The 25,436-nt window shown below is 50.5% G+C and carries 32 protein-coding genes; all 32 read left to right on the top strand.

Going from position 1 to position 25,436, the window contains the following annotated elements; translation table 11 throughout:
- Positions 1-138 precede the first annotated feature (138 nt).
- The 32 genes from PsAD13_RS18165 to PsAD13_RS18010 all read left to right on the top strand — a co-directional run bounded on the left by PsAD13_RS18165 (position 139) and on the right by PsAD13_RS18010 (position 25,419).
- A complete protein-coding gene (locus PsAD13_RS18165) occupies positions 139-888 on the top strand; it encodes a class I SAM-dependent methyltransferase (protein WP_063319065.1) in 750 nt (249 codons plus the stop codon).
- Entirely contained in the window at positions 881-1,189 is a 309-nt protein-coding gene (locus tag PsAD13_RS18160) for a winged helix-turn-helix transcriptional regulator (RefSeq protein WP_153040927.1), read from the top strand. The genes PsAD13_RS18165 and PsAD13_RS18160 overlap by 8 nt, the downstream gene beginning before the upstream one ends.
- Complete coding sequence (locus PsAD13_RS18155) at positions 1,186-2,496, top strand: helix-turn-helix domain-containing protein (protein ID WP_063319063.1); 1,311 nt, start codon at positions 1,186-1,188, stop codon at positions 2,494-2,496. Before PsAD13_RS18160 ends, PsAD13_RS18155 begins: the two co-directional genes overlap by 4 nt.
- Entirely contained in the window at positions 2,493-3,095 is a 603-nt protein-coding gene (locus tag PsAD13_RS18150; RefSeq protein ID WP_063319062.1) for a transcription termination/antitermination NusG family protein, read from the top strand. Before PsAD13_RS18155 ends, PsAD13_RS18150 begins: the two co-directional genes overlap by 4 nt.
- Before the next feature lie 365 nt (positions 3,096-3,460).
- Positions 3,461-3,637, top strand: a complete 177-nt coding sequence (locus PsAD13_RS28145) for an HNH endonuclease (RefSeq protein ID WP_153040939.1) — start codon at positions 3,461-3,463, stop codon at positions 3,635-3,637.
- 177 nt (positions 3,638-3,814) lie between these two features.
- Positions 3,815-4,291 carry a hypothetical protein gene (locus PsAD13_RS18140; RefSeq protein WP_063319060.1) on the top strand — a complete coding sequence of 159 codons (477 nt, stop codon included), beginning with the start codon at positions 3,815-3,817 and terminating at the stop codon, positions 4,289-4,291.
- A 13-nt stretch (positions 4,292-4,304) separates the two neighbouring features.
- The gene (locus PsAD13_RS18135; protein ID WP_063319059.1) at positions 4,305-6,020 is read left to right on the top strand and encodes a terminase large subunit; all 1,716 of its coding nucleotides are present in this window, start codon (positions 4,305-4,307) and stop codon (positions 6,018-6,020) included.
- Positions 6,017-7,243, top strand: coding sequence for a phage portal protein (locus PsAD13_RS18130; RefSeq protein WP_063319058.1), 1,227 nt, complete (start codon positions 6,017-6,019; stop codon positions 7,241-7,243). The genes PsAD13_RS18135 and PsAD13_RS18130 overlap by 4 nt, the downstream gene beginning before the upstream one ends.
- Positions 7,240-8,088 (top strand): head maturation protease, ClpP-related, encoded by an 849-nt coding sequence (locus tag PsAD13_RS18125; protein ID WP_063319057.1) that lies wholly within the window; start codon positions 7,240-7,242, stop codon positions 8,086-8,088. Before PsAD13_RS18130 ends, PsAD13_RS18125 begins: the two co-directional genes overlap by 4 nt.
- A gap of 14 nt (positions 8,089-8,102) precedes the next feature.
- On the top strand, positions 8,103-9,416 hold the full coding sequence (locus PsAD13_RS18120) for a phage major capsid protein (protein WP_063319056.1): 1,314 nt from the start codon (positions 8,103-8,105) through the stop codon (positions 9,414-9,416).
- A 70-nt stretch (positions 9,417-9,486) separates the two neighbouring features.
- Complete coding sequence (locus PsAD13_RS18115; RefSeq protein ID WP_057462217.1) at positions 9,487-9,735, top strand: hypothetical protein; 249 nt, start codon at positions 9,487-9,489, stop codon at positions 9,733-9,735.
- Between the two features lie 2 nt (positions 9,736-9,737).
- Complete coding sequence (locus tag PsAD13_RS18110; protein WP_063319055.1) at positions 9,738-10,016, top strand: head-tail connector protein; 279 nt, start codon at positions 9,738-9,740, stop codon at positions 10,014-10,016.
- Positions 10,013-10,351 (top strand): head-tail adaptor protein, encoded by a 339-nt coding sequence (locus PsAD13_RS18105; RefSeq protein WP_057462215.1) that lies wholly within the window; start codon positions 10,013-10,015, stop codon positions 10,349-10,351. The genes PsAD13_RS18110 and PsAD13_RS18105 overlap by 4 nt, the downstream gene beginning before the upstream one ends.
- Positions 10,344-10,787, top strand: a complete 444-nt coding sequence (locus PsAD13_RS18100) for an HK97-gp10 family putative phage morphogenesis protein (RefSeq protein WP_153040926.1) — start codon at positions 10,344-10,346, stop codon at positions 10,785-10,787. Before PsAD13_RS18105 ends, PsAD13_RS18100 begins: the two co-directional genes overlap by 8 nt.
- A complete protein-coding gene (locus PsAD13_RS18095) occupies positions 10,777-11,202 on the top strand; it encodes a DUF3168 domain-containing protein (protein WP_063302119.1) in 426 nt (141 codons plus the stop codon). The genes PsAD13_RS18100 and PsAD13_RS18095 overlap by 11 nt, the downstream gene beginning before the upstream one ends.
- A gap of 15 nt (positions 11,203-11,217) precedes the next feature.
- Positions 11,218-11,664, top strand: a complete 447-nt coding sequence (locus PsAD13_RS18090) for a phage tail tube protein (protein WP_057462213.1) — start codon at positions 11,218-11,220, stop codon at positions 11,662-11,664.
- A 9-nt stretch (positions 11,665-11,673) separates the two neighbouring features.
- Positions 11,674-12,060: a gene transfer agent family protein gene (locus tag PsAD13_RS18085; protein ID WP_063305343.1), complete on the top strand. Its 387-nt coding sequence runs from the start codon at positions 11,674-11,676 to the stop codon at positions 12,058-12,060.
- A gap of 155 nt (positions 12,061-12,215) precedes the next feature.
- A complete protein-coding gene (locus tag PsAD13_RS18080) occupies positions 12,216-14,459 on the top strand; it encodes a phage tail length tape measure family protein (protein WP_063319054.1) in 2,244 nt (747 codons plus the stop codon).
- Positions 14,452-15,165 carry a hypothetical protein gene (locus PsAD13_RS18075; protein WP_153040925.1) on the top strand — a complete coding sequence of 238 codons (714 nt, stop codon included), beginning with the start codon at positions 14,452-14,454 and terminating at the stop codon, positions 15,163-15,165. The genes PsAD13_RS18080 and PsAD13_RS18075 overlap by 8 nt, the downstream gene beginning before the upstream one ends.
- Positions 15,162-15,749, top strand: coding sequence for a hypothetical protein (locus PsAD13_RS18070; protein ID WP_063319052.1), 588 nt, complete (start codon positions 15,162-15,164; stop codon positions 15,747-15,749). Before PsAD13_RS18075 ends, PsAD13_RS18070 begins: the two co-directional genes overlap by 4 nt.
- Positions 15,734-16,138, top strand: coding sequence for a hypothetical protein (locus PsAD13_RS18065; RefSeq protein WP_057462207.1), 405 nt, complete (start codon positions 15,734-15,736; stop codon positions 16,136-16,138). The genes PsAD13_RS18070 and PsAD13_RS18065 overlap by 16 nt, the downstream gene beginning before the upstream one ends.
- Entirely contained in the window at positions 16,138-17,946 is a 1,809-nt protein-coding gene (locus tag PsAD13_RS18060) for a hypothetical protein (RefSeq protein ID WP_063319051.1), read from the top strand. Before PsAD13_RS18065 ends, PsAD13_RS18060 begins: the two co-directional genes overlap by 1 nt.
- A gap of 24 nt (positions 17,947-17,970) precedes the next feature.
- Positions 17,971-19,320, top strand: a complete 1,350-nt coding sequence (locus PsAD13_RS18055; protein ID WP_063319050.1) for a hypothetical protein — start codon at positions 17,971-17,973, stop codon at positions 19,318-19,320.
- Between the two features lie 112 nt (positions 19,321-19,432).
- Positions 19,433-20,065, top strand: a complete 633-nt coding sequence (locus tag PsAD13_RS18050; protein WP_063319049.1) for a TIGR02594 family protein — start codon at positions 19,433-19,435, stop codon at positions 20,063-20,065.
- A gap of 69 nt (positions 20,066-20,134) precedes the next feature.
- Positions 20,135-20,347 (top strand): hypothetical protein, encoded by a 213-nt coding sequence (locus tag PsAD13_RS18045; protein WP_063319048.1) that lies wholly within the window; start codon positions 20,135-20,137, stop codon positions 20,345-20,347.
- A 686-nt stretch (positions 20,348-21,033) separates the two neighbouring features.
- Entirely contained in the window at positions 21,034-21,258 is a 225-nt protein-coding gene (locus PsAD13_RS18035) for a hypothetical protein (protein ID WP_063305333.1), read from the top strand.
- 260 nt (positions 21,259-21,518) lie between these two features.
- On the top strand, positions 21,519-21,800 hold the full coding sequence (locus PsAD13_RS27665; RefSeq protein ID WP_153040924.1) for a hypothetical protein: 282 nt from the start codon (positions 21,519-21,521) through the stop codon (positions 21,798-21,800).
- A gap of 402 nt (positions 21,801-22,202) precedes the next feature.
- Positions 22,203-22,463 (top strand): hypothetical protein, encoded by a 261-nt coding sequence (locus PsAD13_RS18030; protein ID WP_063319047.1) that lies wholly within the window; start codon positions 22,203-22,205, stop codon positions 22,461-22,463.
- A gap of 201 nt (positions 22,464-22,664) precedes the next feature.
- Positions 22,665-23,054: a hypothetical protein gene (locus PsAD13_RS18025; RefSeq protein ID WP_063305202.1), complete on the top strand. Its 390-nt coding sequence runs from the start codon at positions 22,665-22,667 to the stop codon at positions 23,052-23,054.
- A gap of 74 nt (positions 23,055-23,128) precedes the next feature.
- On the top strand, positions 23,129-23,881 hold the full coding sequence (locus PsAD13_RS18020; RefSeq protein WP_244275187.1) for an abortive infection family protein: 753 nt from the start codon (positions 23,129-23,131) through the stop codon (positions 23,879-23,881).
- A 28-nt stretch (positions 23,882-23,909) separates the two neighbouring features.
- Positions 23,910-24,686, top strand: coding sequence for a hypothetical protein (locus PsAD13_RS27660; RefSeq protein ID WP_153040922.1), 777 nt, complete (start codon positions 23,910-23,912; stop codon positions 24,684-24,686).
- A 52-nt stretch (positions 24,687-24,738) separates the two neighbouring features.
- Positions 24,739-25,419 carry a hypothetical protein gene (locus PsAD13_RS18010; protein WP_063319046.1) on the top strand — a complete coding sequence of 227 codons (681 nt, stop codon included), beginning with the start codon at positions 24,739-24,741 and terminating at the stop codon, positions 25,417-25,419.
- Positions 25,420-25,436 lie beyond the last annotated feature (17 nt).

Raw genomic sequence — 25,436 nt, 5'->3', positions numbered from 1 at the left:
CCTCGGGTTGCCAGTGTGCGCAGAGAGCTTTGCTATGTTGGCGCATCCGGCAAGGCTCTCTGCATCTTTACGCGATGCCGATTGCAACACGCATTCACCTGAACGTCGATCTACGGAATTCCTCGGGAGGGTTGCTGCATGAGCTCTCCTAAGAACTCACGAGCGGTTATGGCGTCTCGAGTGGAGCCTGAGAAGTTTGGTGACTATTTCCCTACGCCACCATGGGCAACGCGTGCTCTGTGCGAATTGCTTTTGCACCTCAAGCGAGTGGGAGAGGCGGGTTGGGAGCCGTTGAAGGTTTGGGAATGTGCTTGCGGTGGTGGGCATATGGCGATCCCGCTCCGAGAATACTTTGATCTGGTTTGGGCGTCCGATCTGTTCAATCGCGGGTTTGGCGATGCACATGGGGAGTTTTGGGACTTCCTGACAGTGCTCCCTGAGTGGCAATTCCCTAACGGAACCTTTGATTGGATTGTCACCAATCCGCCCTTTGGCATGTTGGCTCAGCAGTTCGTGGAACGTGCATTAGCCCATAAGCCCAAGCGAGGCGTTGCTGTGCTTGTTCCATTGAGGTGGCTGGAGACAATCGAGCGTGTTGCAACACTGTTTCTTGCTCATCCACCTGCAATCGTGGCGGTTTTTGCTGAAAGGGTGCCGATCCATAAGGGGCGATATGATCCCAAAGGGTCCACTGCAACGGCGTATTGCTGGATCATTTTTCGGACAGACCAAGAGGCAAGCTCTACCCAGCTCATCTGGGTGCCTCCCGGCTCCAAAGGGCAATTTTCAAAGCTAAATGACCTAGAACTGGCTACTGGCCCTGAACTTCAGGATCAACCTGGCCCTTTGTTTTCTCTCCCTGAAACAATGGAGGCTTGCAGTGCGTGAATTTCGAAACATTGAAGAGTGGCGGCGCGAGTTTTCGCAATACCACATGGAATCCGGCACCTGCTTGGTGCTGCATACGCTGAGCCTGTTTGTCGGCGGTGTTGGTGAGGTTTTTACGGTGCCTGTTAGCGATCTGGCAGAGCGGGCCAACTTGAGCAAACCGGTGGTGACCAAGCACCTTAAGAGGGCACAACGGGCTGGCTGGGTCGGTGTGCGGCGCTACGATGCTGCAGGCGCAAAGCTCAGGCGAAACGACTACATGCTCAAGTCTCCTGAAATGGAAGTGGAGGGCTGGACATGAGCGGAGACCGAAAGGCATGGAATTGGCGGCAAGCCTTCTGCCAGTCTGAACTTCCGGCGACCACAAAGCATGTGCTGCAAACCTTGAGCATGTTCATGAACACGATGGGGGAGAGCTGCTATCCGTCAATTGAAGATTTGATGGAGTATAGCGGGCTGAGCAAGCGGGCAGTTCTCAACCATATCGAGACGGCTCGTGCAGCTGGTTGGATCAAGGTCAGCCAACATGGTTTCAGAGGGCAAAGATGGAAGCGCCATGAGTACGTGGCGCGGTGGCCTGAGCGTGATTTAGTTGCGCCCAGCTTATCTGAGCGGATGGTCAAAACTGCCGAGTTTGAGGAGGAAGGCGGTGCACCAGATGCACCAGCTCACTCAAAAAAGGTGGTGCACGAGGTGCATGAAGGTGGTGCACCTGATGCACCTAAGGCGGTGCACGACGTGCACCAAGATAAGAACAGTCCATTTAACAATCCAATACCAGTCCAGAAGAGAGAGGGCGCGTGTAAGAGCGAGAATGTTAAAAATGACAATAAGGGCAAAGTCACTCGTGAAACGTGGGTTCGAAGGCTGAAAAAGGTTCATGCTGGCTGGTCGACAGGGGCAGGCGACAGTGTGGAAGCTGCTGAGCGGCTGTGGTTTGGACTGACTGAGGAAGAACGCAATCAGGCTGCAAAGCTGGCGAAATCTTACGAGAAACACATCAGGGATTTAGGTCGCACCAAGATTTGCTCTCTGCTGACTTATCTCAAGGAAAAGCGGTGGGAGCTGCTGCCCAAAGGCTCTGGAAATGAGGGTGGCGAGGTGCAGGTAGCCAAGCCCTATGGCAAGCTTTGGGGCGTTTATCGGTTTTCTGAGTTGCTCAAACCGCCCCTTGCGCCTGAGCACTTTCCTAAACCACCTTCGATAATCCAAGGGCGATTAACGGCTGGGGGAGATATCGAGAAGCAAGAGAAGCTGGACCGGTTGTCGAAATACGGTTGGCGCTCGGTTGTTCTCATGCATCAAGCTGCCGAACGGAAGCGAAGTGGCGGAACTGTCCCGAATGAGCTGTCTTCGTTGGGTGATGAGTTTGAAGTTGTGAAGGTTGGTAGCGAGATCTGGCAGGCTTGGAAGCGGCTTCACCAGAAGCGTGGCTGGCCTAGGTTTGCTCCTGATCATGCTCTGCCTGAGTGGGTCTGGATGCCGAGGCTTGTTGGTGATGAACACGAGACTTTGCTTGAGGCTGTGACAGCAGCTCTTGAGAACTTTGAAGCAGCGCACAATCAAATCACAAACACCACAACGGCTACTCAGGAGGCTGCTGAATGACGATGACTGCTCCCAACGAGGAAAGACGAGCGCTTGAGCGCAACTATCAGTTCATGCGTTCGCTCATCAAAGGCAGCTCTCTTGAGTGGGTTGTGGTTCGCACCAATCCGAACTGTGAGGATCGAGCTTTTGAAGGGATCAATGCGGCTGGCCTGACTGCCTATCTGCCAATGATGACCGAGGTTCGAACCGTCAAGGTTATGAAGAAGCGTTTCGTGAGAAGCTGCTTGATGTTCCCTCGTTATCTGTTCGTCGGATTGAATGCGAATGCGGGGCAGAGCTGTGATCTAGTTCGGAAATGCGACGGTGTGGAAAAAATTCTTTCGACAACCTTAGAGGGCGCTCCTCATCGTGTGCCTATGCGCGAGATGCTTCGAATAGTCGATACGGCTTGTGAAGCTGAGGTTGGGCGGAAACTGATTAAAGGTCAGATCTTTAGTATTGGTGATAAGGTCATGCTTGTGGCTGGCGTTGGTGCTCAGTTGGTGGGGGAAATTCGTAGTCTCAGGCAGGGCGGCGAGCTGGCTCGCGTGGAGCTTGAAGCATTCGGTCGGACTACAAAAGCAACAGTGCCGGTTGACAAGCTGGCGTTACGTTAACCATGATGCGCATCAGGATGATCACGTGAATCTCCGGGGCCTGAGCGGCTAGAACCCGCTAAACCAACAGAGCGACCTGGACACGAGACCCAGTCAACATAAGACGCCGAGAGGCGGAGTTGGCGCGAAGAGTTTCTATGGAATTTTAACACGCATGCGGAGTGCGTTAACTGGTTCGCTGAGAGGCGGGCCTTTTTTCTGTTTGAAGGCTGCTTCCTTTGCCACTCAAATCCATCACACCTCGCTTGAACACATTGGGCTCAACGCTGCGCAAAGCGCCGAAGGCGGTCGATCCATTCTACCTCACGGCTGAATGGAAGACGCTCGCCAAGTACATCAAGCAGCTGCGCGGCTATGTCTGCGAGATGTGCGGCAAGGACTTCTCGAAGCGGCAACACAAGCTCATCGCTGACCACATCGTCGAGCGCAAGGATGGCGGCGCTGACCTCGATCCGGGCAATATCCAGTGCCTTTGCACGTGGTGCCACAATCGGAAGACTGCGCAGGCGCGGCGGATGCGTTGCCAAGTTGTTGATTTATAAGGTGAAAATCAGTTTGAGTGAGTTGCTCGGGAGCTGTTGAGCGCCTCTGAGGCGGCTGTGAAGGCTTTAGCGGCTGGACTGCCAAGTCATTGATTTTCAACGGAAAATGGGGGGTGGGGTGAAAGTCCGGGGGCTGAATGGCCCTTACCCGCCCCAATATAACTGAGAGATTTTTTTTTGGCCGACTTCGAATTTGACCTGCTAGGCGATCCAATCCCTGAAGGATTTGGAAAACGAGGGCGTCCACCTCATGTGGTGACAGACGAAAAGCGTAGACTTGTCATACAGTTACTGGCATTCGGAAAAACTCAGGATGAAATTGCAGCAGCCTTAGGGATCACAGCTCCCACTTTGCGCAAGAATTATTTTCGTCAGCTCAAGGTCAAGGATGATGCTCGGGCGAGAGTGGAAGCCAAGCTTCTGGGTAAGCTCATGGACATGGCGGAAGCGGGGAAGGTGTCAGCGATCAAAGAAATCTTCTCGCGGCTTGAAAGTTCTGATCGTGACAAGCTGGCGGAAGCGATTGCTAACCGCGGAAAGAGTGTTCCTGCTGCATCTGAAAAAGCGCTCGGCAAAAAAGAAGAGCGCAAGAAAACAGCAGAAACCTATGACGGAAAGTATGCACCTCCCCAAGCTCCTCAACTGATCAACTGAAGAAAGATCTGTCTTGAAAATTCAGCACTGGTCAACAGCCTGCGTGGATTGGGAACAACGCATTGTTCAAGGGAAATCTCTCATTCCCTTTGATCCCTTGTTCTCAGCAGAAGCAGAGGCGGCTTTGAATGTCTTCAAGTCGCTCAAGGTGGTTGATGTTCCGGGCATGCCGACATTTGGTGAGTGCTGTGATCAGTGGGTGTTCGATTTTGTTGGTGCGATCTTTGGAGCCTATGACGCGGGAGAAGGACAACGTTTGATCAGTGAGTTCCTGCTCCTGATCTCAAAGAAAAACGCCAAGTCCACCATTGCAGCCGGGATCATGGTGACGGCGCTCATTCGCAACTGGCGTCACCTCAATGAGCTGCTGCTGTTGGCTCCAACCATTGAGGTGGCCAACAACTGCTTTGATCCAGCTGCGGCGATGGTCTCCTACGATCCGGAACTCAAAAGCATTCTTAAGGTGATCTCGCACCAGCGGACAATCAGGCATGAGACCACAAACTCAAATCTCAAGATTGTGGCGGCTGACAGCGACACGCTCTCTGGCAAAAAAGCTGGTTTTGTTTTGGTCGATGAGTTGTGGTTGTTTGGCAAGAAGCCAAAGGCGGCGGCCATGCTACAGGAGGCCACTGGCGGATTGATTGCTCGTCCTGAAGGATTTGTTGTTTATCTGACCACGCATTCCGATGAACCGCCAGCTGGGGTCTGGAAGAGTAAGCTTGAATACTACCGAGATGTGCGTGACGGGAAAATTCACGATCCTGAGCGGCTTGGAGTTCTCTACGAGTTCCCGAAAGCAATGCTCAAAAGCAAGGATTATCTGAAGCCGGAAAACTATTACATCACCAATCCCAATCTAGGGCGTTCCGTTCGTAAGAGCTGGCTGGAATCCAAACTTCGCGAAGCCATGGATGGAACGGGTGAAGAGGACAAGCAAAGCTTCCTTGCCAAGCACTTGAATGTGCCGATTGGCATGAACCTGCGAAGAGATCGGTGGGCTGGGGCTGATCATTGGCAGGCTGCTGAGTTCACTGTCATCCGTGATTTTGATGAGTTTTTAGATCGATGTGAGGTTGTGACTGCTGGCGTTGATGGCGGCGGTCTGGATGACCTTCTAGGGCTTTGTTTTATCGGGCGCGAAAAAGAGAGCGAGACCGAGAAAAGCAGATGGCTGCTTTGGACCTGTGCATGTTGCCATGAGAGTGCCTTAGACAAACGCAAGCAGATTGCGACGGCGCTTAGAGACTTCGAGAAGGATGGCGACTTGTTCATCTGTGAGAACATCGAAGACGATATTCCGATTGTTGCTGACTACATTGAGCAAGTTCTGGATCGTGGTCTGTTTCCGAAAGAACATGCCATTGGACTAGATCCAGTCGGAGTGGCCGCAATTGTTGATGAGCTGATGGAGCGGGAGGTCAAACAAGAGCAGCTTGTTGGTGTGCCTCAAGGCTACAAACTCTCAGGCGTAACCAAAGGCATGGCGCGAAAGCTAGCAGATAAGTCTCTGGTTCATGGTGGTTCTCGGCTGATGGCCTGGTGTGTTTCCAACGCCAAAACCGAGAAACGCGGCAACGCTGACTATGTGACCAAGCAAGCATCCGGCTCCATGAAGATTGACCCGCTCACAGCAGCGTTCAACGCGTTCGATCTCATGAGCCGCCATCCAGAAGCAGAAGGCAATGGCCTGGACGACTTCCTCAGCAATCCGGTGATGGTGATATGATCAGATTTTTAAAGGCAGCAGCTCGCGGCATTAAGCAGGAGCTACGTGCAGGCGAGTCTGGATGGATCAACCTCAATGGGGGAGATGCATGGGCTGGGGGTGGTCACTCTTCTTCGGCTGGCAAAACCGTTAATGCGTCCTCTGCTCTGGCGTTTTCTGCTGTTTGGGATTGTGTTCGCAAGACTTCACAGGTGATCTCGACACTGCCTCTCGCGCTTTATGAAAAGGGTTCAGGAAACAGTAGGGTGAAGATTGAAGAAGACCTGTCCGAGATCCTTTGTAAAAGCCCCAACCCTGAGCAAACTGGGGTTGAGTTCTGGGAGGGTATGACAGCGCATGCAACTTTGCGCGGCAATGCATGTGCGGAAAAGCTCTTTGTCGGATCAAGACTGGTTGGGTTGCGCCCTCTGCTCAATGTCACACCCAAACGCAATCGGGATGGCAAGCTGGAATACAGTGTCTATGACCGGAGCAAACACAGCACGTTGCCCGCTGACAAGGTATTCCATCTGCGCGGGTTTGGGGCTGGTGATGGTTTGGGCATGTCAGCCATCAAGTACGGGGCGAATTCAATTGGGGCGGCTTTGGCTGCTGATGAGACAGCGGGCAGCGTTTTTTCCAATGCGATGATGGCTGCGGGTGTTTTGACTTCTGATCAGAGCCTCAATGATGCACAGCGGGCCCAGCTTCAGACCCTGCTGGAAAAGTTCATTGGATCGAGCAGAGCAGGTAAGACTCTAACGCTGGAATCTGGCCTTAAGTTCCAGCAGCTCCAGCTCAACCCTGAAGATGCTCAGCTTTTGGAAACCCGGCGCTTTAGCGTTGAAGATGTATGCAGATGGTTTGGAGTTCCTCCCATTGTGATCGGCCATTCAGCAGATGGCCAGACCATGTGGGGCAGCGGTGTTGAAGCGGTGATGCTGTCTTGGCTCTCGCTTGGTATCAATCCGCTGCTCATCAAAAACGAAGCCCGTATCCTGAAAGATCTCATTCCCGTTGAAAAACGCGGGCGTTGGTACGTGGAATATAACCGCGAAGGCATGTTGCAAATGGACAGCAAGGCCAAAGGCGACCTTTTCCTCAAATTGCGTATGGCTGGCATCATGACTGGTGATGAGTGTCGCGACAGGATCAACCTGCCACGGCGCGGCGGTAACAGTGATGAGCTGGTGGTTCAAACCTCACTGGGACTGGTTGACTTGCTTGGAAAGGACGACAAATGAGCATCCGTAATTTGCCAAATGTCCCGGTACTGGCTGGGAAAGGTCTTCAAAGTGCGATTGCTGAAAGTGTACAGCAGCGCTGGAATCCCGATATCAAAGCAGCAGCTGGTGAGGACGGCGAAAGCACCATTTCCATCCTCGATCCTATTGGCGAGAGCTGGATGTATGATGGGGTGACTGCCAAGCGAATTTCAGCGGTGCTGCGCAACATTGGTGAGAAGGATGTGGTCGTCTCGATCAACTCTCCGGGCGGCGATTTCTTCGAAGGGTTGGCGATTTACAACCTGCTGCGCGAGCATAAGGCCAAGGTAACTGTGAAGGTGCTGGGGTTAGCAGCATCGGCAGCTTCTGTCATTGCAATGGCAGCAGATGAAATCCAGATTGGGCGAGCGGCGTTCTTGATGATCCATAACACGTGGGTTTGTGCATGCGGTGATCGCCATGCGTTCCTTGAGGTTGCCGATTGGCTAAAGCCGTTTGATGATGCGGCAGTCAGTATCTATCACGCACGCACCAAGATCTCGGAAAAAGAGCTGAGCAACCAGCTCGACAAAGAGACCTGGATCAATGGTGAGAGTGCTGTTGAACAAGGGTTTGCAGATGCGCTTCTTCCAAGTGATGAAGTTGAGCAGGCTCCAAGCCAAGCTTCCGATAAGCCCTCACCAAATGCTGCGCAGAAGGAGCTTGATATCCTCCTTGCGCGTCTCAACGTACCAAAATCAAAACGTCGCTCACTTTGTGCGGCTTTGAAAGGGAGCACGTCTGGCGCTGCTCCATCCGGCAAGTCTGGCGCTGCCGTTCGAGCAGGAGTGCAAAGCCTCCTCGATAAATTGGATTCCATGTAAATCGGAGAACATTCATGAGAACGAAATCACTCATGCCCGCCATTTGCTTGGCGGCACTTGCTCTTGCTCGCCCTGATGCTGTTGTCGGGTCGGTGCGCAATGACAACATGACGACAGAAGACCTGCTGAAAAAAGTTAGTCAGCAGCTGGATGATGTGACTGATAACGTTAAGGGCACGGCGGAAGAAGCTCTGAAGCAAGCGAAGCGCTCTGGCGAGGTTTCGCAGGAAACCAAAGATAAGGCCGACAAGCTTTTGACTGAGCAGACGGCTTTGAGCAACTCGGTCACTGAGCTGAAAAACTCACTGGAAGGCATCAAGAGTCAGGCGCTGGAAATCTCGCAGCAAGTGGCTGAGGGGATCGGCGGCGGTGGCTCTACTCCGGTGATGACACTTGGTCAGGCATTCGTGGCAGAAGATGACCGGATCAAGGCGTTTGCCGATGGTGGTGCACGAGGCAATCTGCGAATTACCGTCTCGAATGCAATCACCACTGCTGCAGGCTCGGCTGGTGGTTTGATCTACCATGAAGAGGAACGTGATCCGATCCGTATGCCTCGGCGTCGCTTGCTTATCCGGGATCTGCTGACCAAGGGCAAAACCAGTTCTGATCTGGTGAAGTACCGAAAGCAGACAATACGTGACAATAAGGCGGCGATGGTTGCCGAAGAGGGAACAATGCCGGAATCCAGCTTTGGTTGGGAGAAGGCCACCTCTGAAGTCAAAAAGATTGCCCACGTTACCAATATCACAGAAGAAGCTCTGGCAGATTCCGACTTCCTGCAAACGGAGATCGACTCCGAGCTTCGTTATGGTCTGGATCTGGAAGAAGAAAAGCAGATCCTTGCTGGTGATGGGCAGGGTGAAAACCTGAAGGGGCTTTTGACTGAGGCTGTGGCATTTGCTGCGGCTGCTGGCCTACCCAATGCCACGCGGATTGATCGTCTGCGTCTTGCCATTTTGCAGGTCGCATTGGCGGATTACGTTTCAACATCCTTTGTGATGAACCCGACTGATTGGGCGGCAATTGACCTCCTGAAAGATAGTCAGGACCGATACATCTTCGGTAACCCAGGTTCAATGAGCACTCCAATGCTCTGGGGTAAGGATGTGGTGGAATCCAACACCATGTCTGCGGGCGAGTGGTTGACTGGCGATCTGGCGATGGCGGGAACTTATTATGACCGTCAGGAAACTGAAGTGCTCATTTCTTCCGAGCACGACACCAACTTCATTGAAGACATGCTGACCATGAAGGGTCGTAAACGGGTTGCTCTGGCGATCAAACGTGCTGCGGCGATGGTGAAGGGCAACTTCGTCTTCGCGTAACCCGAATAACCGAGGCCACCAACTGGCTCTGCGATCTTCTGATTGCAGAGCCTTTTTCAGGAGAATGAGCATGTACGTCAAAGTGAACTCAACCCGCCACACCATCCTTGGCACCTTCCGGTTTGGGTGTGTCTACAAGGTCAATGAAAAAGATGCCAAAACCCGAAAGGTCACCAAACCGCTGATGGAAGGCGATGATGCGCCTTTGAAGCGACTGACTGCCAAGCAAGTGCAGGCGGAAAGTATCAAGTATCTCGATCTGACTGGACCTGCGAATGAAGACGCAGGGGAGGAAGAATCCGAAGAGGATGGAGACTAACTTTGCCTTTGATCGAGCTGGAAGAGGCGAAGCGTCATCTGGCCATCTCACACGGTCATGATGACGATCTCCTCCTGACGTTTATTCGCACGGCTGAGGTGTTTGCTGCGCAACATCTGCGGCGGGATCTCAAAGTCGACTTTCCCAATGGACTTCCTGAGCCGATCAAGACGTGTTTGAGCATGCATGTGTTTGCGTTCTACACCAGCCGGGGTGGTGATGCTCCTCCACCTCCTGCTTATGAAGTCATGATGGCTCCCTATAGGAACCTTGCCGGATGACCAGTAAATCAATGCGGGAGGTCGTCTCGTTCGAGGCTTTGGTGTCGAAGTCTGATGGTTATGGCAACCATGTCTCTGATTACGAGCCGCGCTTTGAAGAGCGTGCGCACTTCAAGTTTCTACGCGGCGGTGAGCGTGTGATCGGTGCCCGCCTCGAAGGTATTCAGCCGACTGTGGTTACTATCTGGCGCTCTCCAGATACTGAGGCGATCCAAACCAGTTGGCGTATGAAAGATCTTCTCTCAGGTACCATCTACGCAATTCGCAGCAAGATCCCGACAGATGACCAGCTCTATTTTGAGCTGACCTGTGAAAGCGGTGATATCGATGGTTAAAGGTGAGCAAGAGTTTCGGCAGTTCATGCGCAAAATCTTGCCTGATGCCGTTAAGAACGCTGCTCGGCAAGCTATGGAGGAAGGGGCAGAGCGTATCGTCCAGTACATGCGCCTGCTGGTTCCCAAAGATGAGGGGGCACTGCTTGCAAGTATCGGTTGGACGTGGGGTAAACCACCTGAAGGTGCCATGGTGGTTGGGAAAGTGAAATCATCTGAGCGCGGTCTTCGCATTGTGATTTATGCAGGCAACGCCAGCACAATGGTCACCAACAAGCGCGGCATCAAATTCCAAAATGCTTTAATCCAAGAGTTTGGAACCAAAGATCGTAAATCCCATCCCTTCTTCTATCCCGTTTACCGCTCGCAGCGCCGTGCTGTGAAGTCCCTGATCACGCGGCGTATTAACAAAGCAATCAAGGTACTGAATGATGGCTAATCCAGATCTGGAGCTTCAGCAAGCCGTGATTGCTGCTTTGGCGGGAGACGCTGCGCTCATGGAGGTGGTGCACGGTGTTTATGACAGCACTAAAGCTTCCTCTGATGGAGCGCCTTGGGGGGATCAGCAAGGTTATGTGAGCCTTGGCCCTGAAGATGAATCTGAGGATCATCACGACTGCTTCACCATAGAAGAAATCACAGTTCAAATTGATTGCTGGTCAAAGAAACCCGGCAGAGTGCATGCAAAGCAGATTTTGCGAGCGGTGCGCAATGTACTCAGCGGTGCTGAGCTTCCTCTTCCTTCCTTTGGCAACGTGCTCACCGAGCTAGAGCTTCAGCGGATTGTTCCAGATCCAGAAGAGGGCGTAACGCACGGAATTTTGCAATTCACATTCGAAATCCAAGTTCACTAACGAAAGGGGTTTGTCATGACTAAGCCGACAACAGAGCGTTTTGAGGAGATGGTCCTTGAGGTCGATTTTGCGGAAGATGGTAACTACGCCAGAGTTTGCGGCCTTAAGGGTGTTACGATCCAGCGGCAGGCGAATGTTGATGAGACCGAGGTCGTGGATTGCGATGATGAGAGCAAGCCTAATGAGATCTTGAGTGATGTGCGTTCTGTGAAGGTTTCTGTTTCGGCAGAAGGAACCTGGGCGCAGGAGTCTCACGGCAAGATGATGAACTGGTTTTATTCTGCAAAGCATCTGCCTGTGCGTCTTGGGAACAAAAAAGCGGCATCTGGCGATCCTGAATGGGAGAAGGCTCCTGCAATTTTGTCTCAGCTCTCTCAGGCGCGTTCTGATGGTAAGGGGCGCGTTACGAAAACTATTGAGATCAATATGGTCGGCACTCCTGAAATTGAAAACAAAGCTTGAGGCTAACTTATGGAAGCCAAAAACATTGAATGGATCGGTGGTCAGCACGAGTTCGTGCTGAACATCGGCCAGCTTCGTGCGTTGCAGAAGAACTGCAACGCTGGCCCTGAAGTCATCCTCCTGCGCATCACGACGGGGACCTGGTTTATTGATGATCTGATTGAGACCATTCGCCAAGGCTTGATCGGTGCTGGGATGCCAAACAAAGAGGCGGGGCCCATGGTTCTGCATCTGTTTGAATTGCATGGGGTGCTTGAGTTCAAACCTGTTGCGATTGAGATCCTGACCAATGCGCTCGTGGGCGAGGATGATGATCCCGTGGGGGAGCAGGCAGGGGTGAGGCAACAGGAGAACTCTGGCAGTTCTCCAAGTTTTACAAACGAGGAGCCGCAATAGGCTTCACTCCACGAGAAATCGATCAGATGAGCCTATGGGAATATGTGGCCTGCGTAGAGGGTTACAATGAGGTCCATGGTGGCAAATCTGGGAACCCCAGCGGTGAATTTTCAGATGAAGAGCTTCGGGAACTGGGCATTGAAGGGTTTTGATTGATGGCAAAGAATTCTGGCCTGACTATCCCTCTTGAGGTCACCTATAAGAAGTTCCACGATCAGATGTCTCGTTCCGCGGCTGCTGCGGTTAAGTCATCTAATCGGATGGCTGCGGAGAACAAAAAGCTTCAGAAGCAACTGGAGCAAACGCAACAGAAATTCGCGAAACTTCAGGCATCTGCTGGCGGGATGAACGATAATTTTGGCAAGATCGGGAAAGCCTCTCAAGGTGCTGGTAAGGAGATGCAAGGCTTCATCAATGTCTCCAAAGGTGGGCGCTTTGCCATCCAGAACACGTCCAATCAGATTGCTGATATGGCGGTGCAGTTCGAGATGGGCACTGATCCCATGCGGATCATGGGGCAGCAGATCCCGCAGCTTGTAGCTGGTTTTGGAGCTTTGACTGGTACTGTCGGCTTGTTAATGCCTGTTCTGGGGGTGATTGCGGGGATTGGTTTCCCTCTTGCTGGCGTCCTCTTGAGCATGGGTGACAATGCAGAAGGTTCCAGCAAGAAAGTCGATGCTTTCACCAAGGCGTTCAATGAGGCTGAAAGCGCGATCTCAAGAGCTAACAGCTCCATTGCTGATTACTCAAAGAACGGATTGGAGAACATCAGAGACAAGTACGGCGAAGTTACAAGCGCTGTGCTCAATCTTGTGGCCGCGTTAGCAGAGCTGGATTCCAAGGCCGCACAGACAAAAACGGATACGGCTCTGGATTCTTTCTTTGATGATTTTCTGGGCGGTAACAATGCGTTTGCTGAGCTGGATCTCCAGCTTAAGAAGTATCAGGCTATTCAGCATCGCATTGCGCAGCTGAGCGACCCTTTCAGTCAGTCCCGATCAATTGACGCTATCGGGCTTGAAGGTGTCGAGAGCACACTGAAAGATCTCAACCATGAGCTGGAAGCTTCCTCAGATCTCGTGAAAATCTGGGCTGCTGAAATGGCTGCTCTTGAAGATGCAAGAGCAAGCGGGAATATGGAGCGTGTCTCTGAAGCGCTTGCAAAAATGCGTGAGATCCTGACCAGGCTTCCTGATGAGAAGCTTGCAGAGGTAGGCAAAGAACTGGCGCGGGTGGAAAGCATCGCTCGTCAGTCGGTCAGCACAACCAAGCGTTTGAAAACGGCGACTGATGGGGTGAAGCTTAAAGGTCTCTCAGCTGATGCGACCACAATGGCCAATGAAATCAGCCGCGCTGCTGATGCGATGGAGGCCATGAAACGCAATGGTTTGACTTCGCTGGAAGATGCTCAGGTGCGCTTAAAATACAAAGATGATCCGGTGTCTCGGGCTGGCGCTTTGGCCGCTCTGGAATTTGATCGCACTGTCAATCCGCTTGCCCAGCAGGTCGGGCCAACAGGTGGAACTCAGCTTGCTAAAGAGCGCGAAGAGTACATCCGTATGGCTCGTGAACAGGCTCGGCTTCAAGAGGCTGCACGGCCCATCACCAACAAGGGGCCGGATGTTCTTGGGCTGGGTGATCAGGATGTCACTGCTCTTGAGCGCAGAATTGAGATGTTTGGTCGTACCCGCGAGGAAGTTGCAGCGCTCACCACAAAATACAAGCTGCTCGATCTGGCAAAGCAGCAGGGCCTTGATCTTGATGAGCGCTCTGTGAAAACAGGACTGACGCTTCGCGACGAGATCGAGGCGCGGTCAAAATCAGTCTCCCAGCTAACAGGCAAGATTGAAGAACAGACACGGCAAAGCCGCATGATGGCAAGCGTCAATCAATCCATCACCAACTCACTCACGGATGTGATCTTTGAGGGCGAACGGTTTGTTGATGTGCTTGGAAACATGGGTAAGGGGATTGCCAAGATGCTGCTGCAGTCATCTGTCTCCAGCATGACAAGCTCAGTTGGTGGGGGCAACATGGGCGCGATGCTTTCAACCTTGCTTTCCAGCTTTGGTGGGTTTTTCGCAGAAGGGGGCAATCTGGGGGCTGGCAAATGGGGCATTGCTGGTGAGCGCGGTGTCCCTGAGCTGATTGAGGGGCCGGCAACAATCACTCCGTTCCACAAGCTTCCTCAATCTGGCGGTGGGGGTGGGCAGATGATTTCTCGGGTGATCCTTGAAGTTACACCTGATCTGGAAGCGCGGATCGAGAGTGTGTCTGGGAATGTAGTCAAGGAAGCTGCGCCTATGATTGTTGATGCAGCCACCCAGAAAAGCCGTGAGCATATGATTGGCGATTACAACATGCACGCGCAAAACCGGGGAGGTGGCTTCCGTGACTAATGTGATCCATTGGCCTCATTCTTTGTTCGCAAGCCAAGGCAAGCCTACTTTTCAGAAACGGCCATTTAGCAGATCTGGTGGAATGACGCTTGGCGGGCGTGAGTTGGTAACACAGACGGATTTAGGATTCTGGAGAGCCAGAATTCCAAACATTGTGTTGCGCAGGCGAGACCTGCGCCACGAAGAGGCCTGGAACGCGATTGAAGTTGCCTTGCACGGGCAAGTAGGTCTGGTGATCGTTTCTGTCTCTCATGTGGGCTCACAAGTACAAAAGCTTGCAAAGCAAGCGCGATCCTATGTTCCCCATGCTGATGAGACCGGGTTTAGCGATGGCACCTTTTACGCCAGTGAGCCTGCTCTGGTTCAATTGGAAGAACAGGCGACATTGGGCTCAACGGTGCTCAAACTGCGTGGTCTGCAGAGCGGGCTGAGGTTGAGCGGGATACATTTCAGTTATCTGCATGCGCTCTATAACACCGGGCCAATTATCGAGACTGAAGGTGATGTGGTGCGGGTTCCAATTTTCCCTGCGATCCGGGCACCCATTCCAGCAGGGACATTGCTGAATGTGACAGAGCCCAGCTGCCTCATGAAACTTGCCAGTGACAATGAAATGAATCTGGATTTTGGCAGTTCAAGCTTTACCAGAAAGAGCGTGAACTTTGTCGAGGCGATCGACTATTGGGACAAGGTGTCTGCGCCATGACCTTTCGCAATATTATGATCCTTGTGGCAATGCATTTCCCAACTGGAACTGCTCGCTTCTGGTTTGGTTCTCATCCCTATGTTGACAAGGATGGAAACCACTGGCGACCTGCCGGAGTGCTTCCAACCTCTGCCTTAACCACCATTCAATATGCGTTTTCTGGTGAGGCCACCACGATGGATATGGGACTTTCCGGTGTCGATCAGGAGATTGCCGATCTTGCCTATGAGGAGACACAGGAGAGCGATGTCATCGGCTCAAAGGTGCAGGTTCTCTTGCAAACTTGTGACGAAAATTTCCAGCCTTTGCCTCCAGGTCCCATCGTCAAGTTCACGGGTAGGGTCATTGACCTGAAGTTCCGCAAGCGGGCAGTGATTGATCCAGATAAGCCTCAAATTCTGCATGATGTGACCTTGGTCGTGGGCAATGCTTTTCATGCTCGCAAATCCCGGCGCAACGCAGTGCTGTCGGATGCTGATCAGCGAGCTTACTCGCTCAAGGTCAATCCAGATCTGCCTCCCGATCTGTCGTGTGAACGCATTACCTTGATGAGTGAACAGACAATCACATGGCCGCGATCCTAGATCTTTTAAAGACCTGGCTGGCAGATCGGCAAACTCTGACTTTTGATCCGGGCAGGGCTGATTGCTGTCTCGTTCTTGCCGATTGGGTGAGTGCCAACGGGTATCCTGACGGGGCCGTTCATCTGCGCGGAACCTACTCAACACAAGAGCAGATGAAACAGCTGATTATTGAAGCTGGCGGTGCTTTGGAGCTGGTTGGCAGATGTGCCGATATTGCGGGCCTGAATGAAGTCCAAACCAGAAAGACTGGCGACATTGGCGTGATCGGCAGTCTTCATTCTCCTCTCAGGCAGTGGGGCGCGATCTGGGATGGTGAGCATTGGCAAGTTCACTGGAGTTCGGGCTTTGAAGCCATTCACGCGCCTGCCTTAAAAATCTGGAGGGTCTGATGCCTGCTACTGCTGCGCTTGGGATTGCATTCGTTTTGTCAAATGGCGCGGCCTTTGTTGGGGCTTCTGTCGCAACACAGGCAATCCTCGCAGGGGCTGCTGTTTCTTCATTGAGTGTCGGGATTATTGGGGTTGGCATTTCCGCTGGTGTTGGGCTGGGTGTAAATGCGCTGCTTGGAAGCCAGCAGCGAAAAGACAATGCAGCGCCTATTCCAAGTGCTGCGGATGGCAAGGTGGTGCAAAAGCAAAATGTGCCGTCGCGCTCCTATCAATATGGCATCGTGCGCGTTGCGGGCGACATGGCGTTTTTGGAGGAGCGTAGCGGCACAGCCTATATGCTGATTGCTTATGCCTCTCATGAGATTGATGGTTTTGTGGAGCACTTCCTCAGTGATGATCCGGTTGAGATTGATGCAGATGGCGATGTCACCAAATCTTTGAGCAATGATGAGGATGCATCCAAGTATTATCGTCTGAGCGGTGATGCCAAGGTGATGCTCATTGAACGCGTTGGGACGCAGGTTGGTGTTCCTTATTCGCAGCTGGTGAGTAAGTTCGATGATATCTGGAGTGAGGATCATCGCGGTGACAATATCGCCAGTGTCCTGATGATGTGTAAGAGCGTGAGTGCCCGGCGTCATCGAACGGTCTTCCCGCAAGGCTACCCGACGCTCTCCTCCACCATTCGTGGAAAGAAGATTTTCGATCCCAGAGACGGACAGGTCAGGTTTAGCGAGAACCTTGCTCTCATACGGCTTGATTATCTGCTGGCTCCCTATGGCAGTGCTCTGGATATCTCCCAGATTGATCTCGAAAGCTGGGCTCATGCTGCGGACGTTTGCGATCAACAGGTTGAGAACATTAAGGGCGAAATGGAGCCGCGTTATCATGGCGGGTTCCGTGGCCGTGAAAACAACGACCCAACCCAGATTGGCCGGATGATTGATGAGGCAGGCGAGCTGCTTCTTTACACTGATGCGCAGGGACAGATTGCGGTTCATGCCGGGGAGTGGGTTGAACCTGATATTCATCTGAAAACAAACGATATCATTGATATTGAGTTCTTGCCGAACCGCAATGCAGCTTCCAGCGTCAAGTCAGTGCGCGGGCTTTGGGTCAATCCTGAGCTTCACTATGTGGAAGACGATGCGGTTATTGAAGGCGATCCATATGTTCAGGAGGATGATCCCAGATCGCGCACTGTCGATAATGATTGCGTGCAACGTCACAACCATATGCGGCGCTTGCAAGCGCTTAAAGCTATTCGGGTGAATGCACCTCGTGTGCGTGTGAAATGCGACTACTTCGCATCCCAGAATGTACCGCTCAGAAGGTTCATCAAGATCAGTGACCCGCCACACCTTGTTGATGCCTATCTAGAGCTGGACGGCACCCCCACACTGGATCTGACAACGTTCCAGCATGTGTTCGAGGCGCTGGTTATTCCGCGAGACCCGTTTGCCTATGAGCCTGAAGATGAGGGCGAAAAGGGCGATCCTCCCAAGCGCATTGCAGCTGAGGCCATTCCAAGCGTTGATAGCTTCTCAATCCAGATGCAGCAGCAAGGGCAGAGCGTTATCGCGGTAGCAAGTTTTACACGGCTCTCTGAGGCGCTCACCTATGAGCTGGAATATGTGAAGACCAGCGGCGGTGCTGCCAAGTATGCGCAGGCCAATGATGGCGAAGAAACCATTGAAACAGGCAGTCTGACATCGGGTGTTGAATATCGCTTCCGCATGCGCACGCGCTCGGTCTTTGGACAAAACAGCGATTGGTCCGGCCCAACGGTTGTTGTGGCTGCGGTTTAAGTTCCCCTCAAAATGGAGTTGGCTATGAACTTCCTCACCAAGGAATACGTTTGGCGTGCGCGAGAGACCCTCGGACTTGAAAGCACAGATCCGCACAAGCCCAAAAAGGAAGAAATAATCGCCTACATGGGGCAGGTGGAAATTGCAGCAACGCTGGGTGCGGTGATCGTTAAGACCAAGGCTGAGCTGGATACTGTCACCAACAAGCCAGATTACACACCTGCCATTGTCGGAGCTGACTCCAACCATGCCTTAAGCGGTTACTATCAGTGGCTGGGTGGTACCTGGCACTATGTGCGCGACCTTGCAGACAGCATCACGAGACTGGTTGAGATTGACGGGACGGGTAATGCGATCAGAGCGAAGCTTCGATTGGGCGTCAGCCTCTCGGCGGTTGAGTTTGCAGTCTTCGTTCCCATTGACAACAACTCGGGCGCAGTGACCATCAAGGTTGATGATGTGCTGTTGCCTATTCGAAATGGTCTCGGTAATGAGCTTGGTCCTGATGACTTGCAAACAGGATATCCGGCGATGCTTGCAGTGATTGAGGGGCAGGAGGGTTATGTGCTTCTCAATCCGGCAAATGTTGAAGCGGTGGTTCTTGCGGCCAAAGCTGCTGCAATAGCCGCTCGCAATCAGGCACAAACAGCTCAAGGCAAGGCAGAGGATGCTTTGAACCAGTTAGAGGCAGCGGTTGAGCAAGCTTCTGATCTGGCGTTCAAACGCTTCAATAAGCTCTATCTGGGATCATTTGATGACGACCCGGACACTGACATTGAAGGCAACGCGCTAGAGGACGGAGCGCTTTACTTCAAATCGCCAGACAAGAAGTTGAAAGTCTACTCTGATGTTGATGGGTGGGTGCTGGCAACGCCTGATGCAAGCGACTTTGTGCAAGCGGCAAATAATCTAAGCGAAATTGCCAGTGCCCCGCACGCTCGCCAGAACCTTGGTCTGCAAAATCTGGCGGTGTTAGACAAGGTTGGAACCGCAGAGGTTGAGGACAACTCACTCACCACTCAGAAATACAAAAACAACTCTGTCACTGATCAGAAGCTCAACTCAGCAAAACTGAATGCGCTGAATGGGCTCCCGAAGATTGTCGCTGCTTATTCAGATCTGAAGGGCTCAGCGTCTTATAGACTCACTCGTTCAGGCAATACATTTACATTCGAAAACGAGCAGCCGGATACAGATTACATTGTTCAAATTGTAGGTGGGACGTTGATACAAGGCTCGCTCACCACCGTGGACAATATCGGTATCAGAGGCAAGACCGAACAAACTTTTCAAATAGGTGGTCTGGGCCTGCGAAGTTCTGGAGGTGTGGTTGGTGCAACTGGCAAAGTAGACGTCGTTGTCTATCGGGTTTGAGCTTAACGCAGTGATGAAACAAAGATGATCATCTGGTGCGCGTTCTGCTGACATGCATTGAAGTTGATCTGACAACACGGCTCCCATGGGGAGCCTTTTTTGTGAGGTGATCATGGGACGGATACCAGACTTTGAATCTCAGGAAATGCTGCAGGATCTCGGGTTCAATCCCGGCAAGCCCGATGGAGATTGGGGCAGGCTATCTGAAGCTGCTTATCAGGATTGGCTTAGCTCCAAAATCAAGGCGATCAAAAGCAGTGAGCCACCATGGTTGGTTGAGGCGCGTCGACTGCTGGGAACCAAGGAGATCTCGGGACCAACGCACAATCCAAGGATCATGGGCTGGGCGAGCAAATTAAGTATCTCCTACCAAACCGATGAAACCCCATGGTGCGGCCTGTTCGTTGCCCATTGCATGAGCCTTGTATCTGATACCCAGCCCACCAACCCTTTAGGATCTCGCCAATGGGCTAAATACGGCAGGCGTTTAGATAAACCAGTACCAGGTTCCATCCTCGTGTTCTGGCGTGGAAGTCCTCGCGGCTGGAAAGGGCATGTCGGGTTTTATGTCTCCGAGAGTGCAGGTCACTATCACGTGCTTGGTGGGAACCAGTCCAACGCAGTCACAATCACGAAAGTCTCAAAGCGGCGGCTCTTGGATATCCGGTGGCCGAACAGCTATCCCGTGCAGGGAGAACAGGCGTTTGTGCAGCGTGAGGGCGCTGTCTCGACTAACGAAGCTTAAGGCGTTCTAGTTTGGAGTTGTGACCACAGTTTACTCACCAGAAGATCCATATCCTTGAATGAGGCTAAGATGCAGAAATCAGAGACAGGCACAGCACTGACCTTTCTAGCAGCTTGGATAGCCCAAAACTGGGCCAACTTCCTAGAGCCGTTCTTTCAGGCACTGCTCATTATCCTGACTGTGGTTGCTGCGTTCTTCATGGTGTGGAACCGAGTTTTGGACAACCGCATGAAACGAAAGCAACTACGAGACTATGAACGCGATAAGTCGTGTGCTGATTGACCGAGCGGTACTGATCGTCCTTACTGGAGATCCGAGAGTTCTAAAAAAGAGATGAGACAATTCCATTTGGCTGGCGCTGTGATATGCGGCTGGAGGATTGACAAAAAAGATTAAAATCGCATGTTTGCTTAAAGAGCCAGAGGTGAATTGGATCGTGTCTCAGTAATCGTCCGGCGATCTACTTAGCTCATAGATGATTACGTGCGGATCTTCCAAATATGTATGGGTTCTCTGCATATACTGGTCCATCACTTCTAGTGTTTCTGATGAGATTTCTCTGCCAAATACGCACTCTTGAGGGCTATCATCAGCATGAAACATCAAGTCTGCTTGATGTAATTCAACCAGATAAATGATTGCAGTCGCCGCACAAGTTGGTCTGGTGAAGTTATACATAATTGACCTCAAAGGTGATGACGTTTGATCGGACAATGTTGGTCTGAACCAATTATCGCAAGCTGCTCTTTTTCGCTAAATAATAGCTAAGGGCAATTAATCTCATAGGTTGTGATGTATTGAATAACTCGCATGACGTGATTTGAGGAAACGGATTAGTGTCTATCAAAATAGAGAGCAAATGAATCCGCCCTATCTCGCCTCTTATTCTCACCAGTAACTTAATGGCTGCGATCAGTTCCTAATGCATACGTGTGAAATTTTTTACACGTTATTTATAGGAGTTTTTCATGTTTGTTGCAGTTTATAGAACGTCTATTCTGGGACTTGGGGCAAATGAAGAAGAGGCAATCAATCATGCCTTGGTCATTCTGAGAGAATTGTCTTATGAGGAGAGTGTGCATGTTTGCAATAATTTGGAGGTCAAGCCGATAACAGAGCAAGCATGTGATCAAATCATTTACAAAGAAAGTCGTGCTTTGAATTTAAGGAATGGTGCAATTGTAGTTATGTAAATATAGCGCTATCCAGCGGCGGGGATAGCATTAACTCATGCAAAAACCTAATCTAACTAAGCTTATCTGATATTTGGTGGTCAGTTATGATTTAGTATTATTTGTGTATTTATATAATATATAAATAACGTAAATGTGAATATTGTTGAAATCTTAACAATATCTAGTGTGAATATAAAATATATCTTATGAAATCTATGGGTTTATTTTTTGAGTAGTGCATCTCACAGTAATAGTAGGACATTTATTAGGGGGGCACTATGCAAAACTCATTCTTTCGAAACACCAGTGTTTTTGCTCCTCATCTATCTAATCGGTTTTACGGTGTAACAAGGCATGCTTGGTTCTGCTTTGTTGTTTTGGTGACTGCGGGCTCCATCTGTTCTCTTCTTTTCGCGTTTGAAGCGGCGACTGAAGCGAATGGAGCCCAGTTCTTGATTGCCTGGACTGGCTTCATTGGCTGCCAAGTCTCGTTATGGGCAGCTCTTCGGGTGCGACGTGCCTCGCGTCTAGCTAGTTCCATTTGGGCAGATAGAGATTAATTTTTGGCATCTGCGGCGTAACTCAAAAACAATAACGGCGAGCCACAAGGCTATAGTAGTCAACCAACGTTGTGTTGAACTTTGTGGGCGTAGCGAGATGTTGAGTGACTAAATCTAGAGCGAATGTCCGCAGGTATCGCGTAACTGGGCCAACAGCCGCCATTCGGGTGGTTCTATCGAGGGTTGAGACTGTTGCTTAGAGGGTTTTGATCGTTCCCTTCTAACTGACCTGTCACTATTTCTAAGGCCATAGGTTTCCGTTGGATGAAGTGTGAATCGTATGGCACTGTTTTGAAAACAGTCGTTGACTGTCAGCATCATAGCAAAATTATAATTTCCATACCTCACTGCAGAGGACGGCATAACGATCCATTCATGACCCTATTTGGGGAAGGTGATTAAATGTTCGAACGGTCTAAGCCTCATGTCACAGCCATCTGGAAACGTTTCCGTAGCTTTCCAGTTTTTATTCAGCTTCTCTTAATTGTTCCAATTCTGTGTGCAATAGCTCTAACTCTACTTGTTGGGAACATGGGTCTAGCATTGATGGGTACTGCCGTAGCAATAAACTCATTAATTGCAGGTTGGATAGGTGGGGTGATGATACTCGTATTGGGCAAGGCAGGCATTATTGTTGCGAAAGATCGCAATAAAAACCGTTAACTAGACAGCATGCTATTTTTTGCTGCATTACACACCAGAACATCAAATAAACGGGCCAACATCGGCTATTCGAGTAGTTCAATCAAGGGTAGATATGAGATTTGATTGGCGGACAAAGGAAGCCATTAATTTTCCTAGCCGTTACATATAATTGAGTCTATTTTATAGGGGAATAGAAATCAGTCCCAAAAGGAGATTGAATTGCCAAAACTAAAGGTGGTGAAGGCGCTACGCAATGATGTTGGGCGATTGATTGTGCGGGTTAATATAGATCACAGAGACCACGCAAAACGTTACGATGTGATTGAGATTGAATGTCAAGACACTAGCAAGCGAATACTGGCTTTAGCACTTGGCCAGGACTGCAAGACATCGATTTCCATGCCTTATGACGTGAGAAATGAAATGGGCGTGGCAAAAAATGAAGTGTACGATTTTACGATCAAGAAAATTGGTATCATCGGCGCTTTGTGTTGGTGGTTGAAATCCCGGGACCCAGCTGTGCGTCTACCGGCATGGATAGCCGTTGGATCGCTTGCATTGGGGATTTTATCTTTAGGACTAGCTATTTTGGCATCTGCCAAAGGCTAGGCCCAACAAAGAAGTTTAGGTGTGAGTTGGGAAGTTGAACTGCGATATTGTTTTGGCGAAAAGGATCAATAAAATTGCATAATGAAATTCCAACTTTACCGATTGAGCAAGCGATGATGCTTCAAAGCATGCTTACCTCACGTGCCACCGGTGATTTAAAAGACTACCCTGAATATATGCATCTTCGTAGTAGGTTTATGGCTGACCCCTTTCTTTGCAACCTGCTCCCATCGTTCGTAAGAAGTTGCCCGACACTACCCGCCTTTTGGTCTTATATCCAAGGCAAAGCAGAAAAATATGCGGAACGACGTAAGATTATTAATGAGGGCTTTATCCCCCTCATGGAGTTTCTTGAAGGGCGGAATATCGCCCCTAGCGACAAGCTGGCATCTGAAACTTTGGAGACGTTCGACGTAGAGGGCGTTCACTCTGTTTGGAGCAAAGCCATTGCACGCCGAAATTCCGATCCTGAAGGTGCAATCACAGTAGCGCGCACTCTACTTGAAACCGTCACAAAGCGTATCCTCGACGAGTGTGACGAAACATATTCAGACAGAGATGACTTGCCGAAGCTATATGCCAAGGTTGCTAAGACACTGAACCTTGGACCGAGCCAGCATTCAGAAGAACCAATCAAGACCATAATGGGAAGTGCAATGAATCTCGTTAGTGGGATTGGCACATTGCGCAACCGACTATCTGATTCCCATGGTCGCGGAGGCAAGTGGCCTGATAAGCCATCACCACGTCATGCCAGCCTTGCGGTCAATACAGCAGGAGCGATTGCTACTTTCCTCGTCGAGACCTACCAAGAGATATTGCGATAGCCATAATTTGAATAGGACCTATGTTATCATGAATTTAGACGAAGCTATTTCCAAAACAATATCCGCAATTAAAAATAATGGAGCCAGACATTATGGATATGATGTCCATCCCTCTTCAGTCTGTTACCACGCAGCTGACAGAGAAGCTTCAAATGATCACAACAAAAAAAATAGGCTGGAAAAAGAATGGTATCCGCTTTTTCAAGAAGCCGCATGGGAGCTAACAAAGCGCGGTTGGCTACGACCAGGAGTAAGTCACCATGGCGCACAAGCGGTTGCTGATGGCGGCTACTCGCTTACCTCATATGGTTCTGAACAGCTAAGCTCACTTGATGAAAACGAGATAGTTTTACTTCAACCCGGGTCACTTTCAGCAGCACTCAAAAGCTTTAACAAGACTTTTGGGGATGGGTTTTATCAAAGATCACAAGAAGCAATCAAATGTAGGAATGCGCAAGCCTGGTTCGCTTGTTGCGCCATGGCTGGCGCAGCAGCAGAGTCAGTACTTCTTGCGGTAGCAATTGCAAAAACAAGTGATGAAGAAAAAATCATTAAGCAGTACCGCGGTTCTAATGGTCGAAGAGCTATTTTAAATCTGGTAACAGGGAACACCAAACAACATATCCGTAAAAATATGGAAGCGTTTTCAGGGATCATTGCCATTTGGCGAGATGAAGCCGCTCATGGCCTTGTCAGTGCCATCAGTGTTGCTAATGCCGATGAGGCAATGAGAAGCCTATTGCATATGTGCCAGTTTGTAGAGAAAGAGTGGGGTGCATTGACATCGCAAGAACTGTCCAACTAAGGAGCATCAATCGAGCACCCCCGAAGAGAGCGACATTTTTGAGGTTATTAATTTGACGACAAATAACAATACGTTACCTATACTCACTACTAATGTTGACTTCATCTTAACGTTTTTAAGAGCCGTTAATCGAGGAACGAAACAATCAAAAATTAAGGAGAAAAACCCAGATATCGATGTCGATCATTTCTATAAGACGCTGACAGAATTGGGGCTAATTGAACATATTGCAATTGCTTCAATTCGCGGATCGAAAGGCAGCGTATATTTTCTAACGGACAAAGGCCAGAAATGGTTACACACATACGGTTATTGGGAGCATTGGAGGTACAAGCTGTCCAAATGGCAAGTACTAGGAGGTGTGATCTTGGCTATTACAGTAAACCTTATTACCAACTGGATCTGGCCCTTTATATCACCTGACCGCGCATCACAATCAATTGACGAACAAGTAAGAACAGAAATGCAAGTTAAAAATTCTTCAACTACTCAAGATATGGGCGGCAAAAAAATTCTTGAAGAAGACTCTGCTGAGTTGGCTAGCATTCAAGAAGTTACAAGTGTTTCTGAAGCATTCTTTTCTGGTTTTTCAGACGGGATGGAGTTCTTTGGCTTTGCTTTGCCATTTATTGTAACAGCAATCTTAGTTTGGATTCTAGCGATAGAATTTGGTCCAGCTCGCATCATCAAACTTAGAGCGAAACTGAAGGACAGCGCTAAAAATAACGATTAATTAGCAGTCCATATAAG

Origin of the sequence: Pseudovibrio sp. Ad13, assembly GCF_001623225.1 — a bacterium.
Taxonomy (GTDB): Bacteria; Pseudomonadota; Alphaproteobacteria; order Rhizobiales; family Stappiaceae; genus Pseudovibrio.
This window is presented reverse-complemented; position numbering and strand designations above follow the sequence as displayed.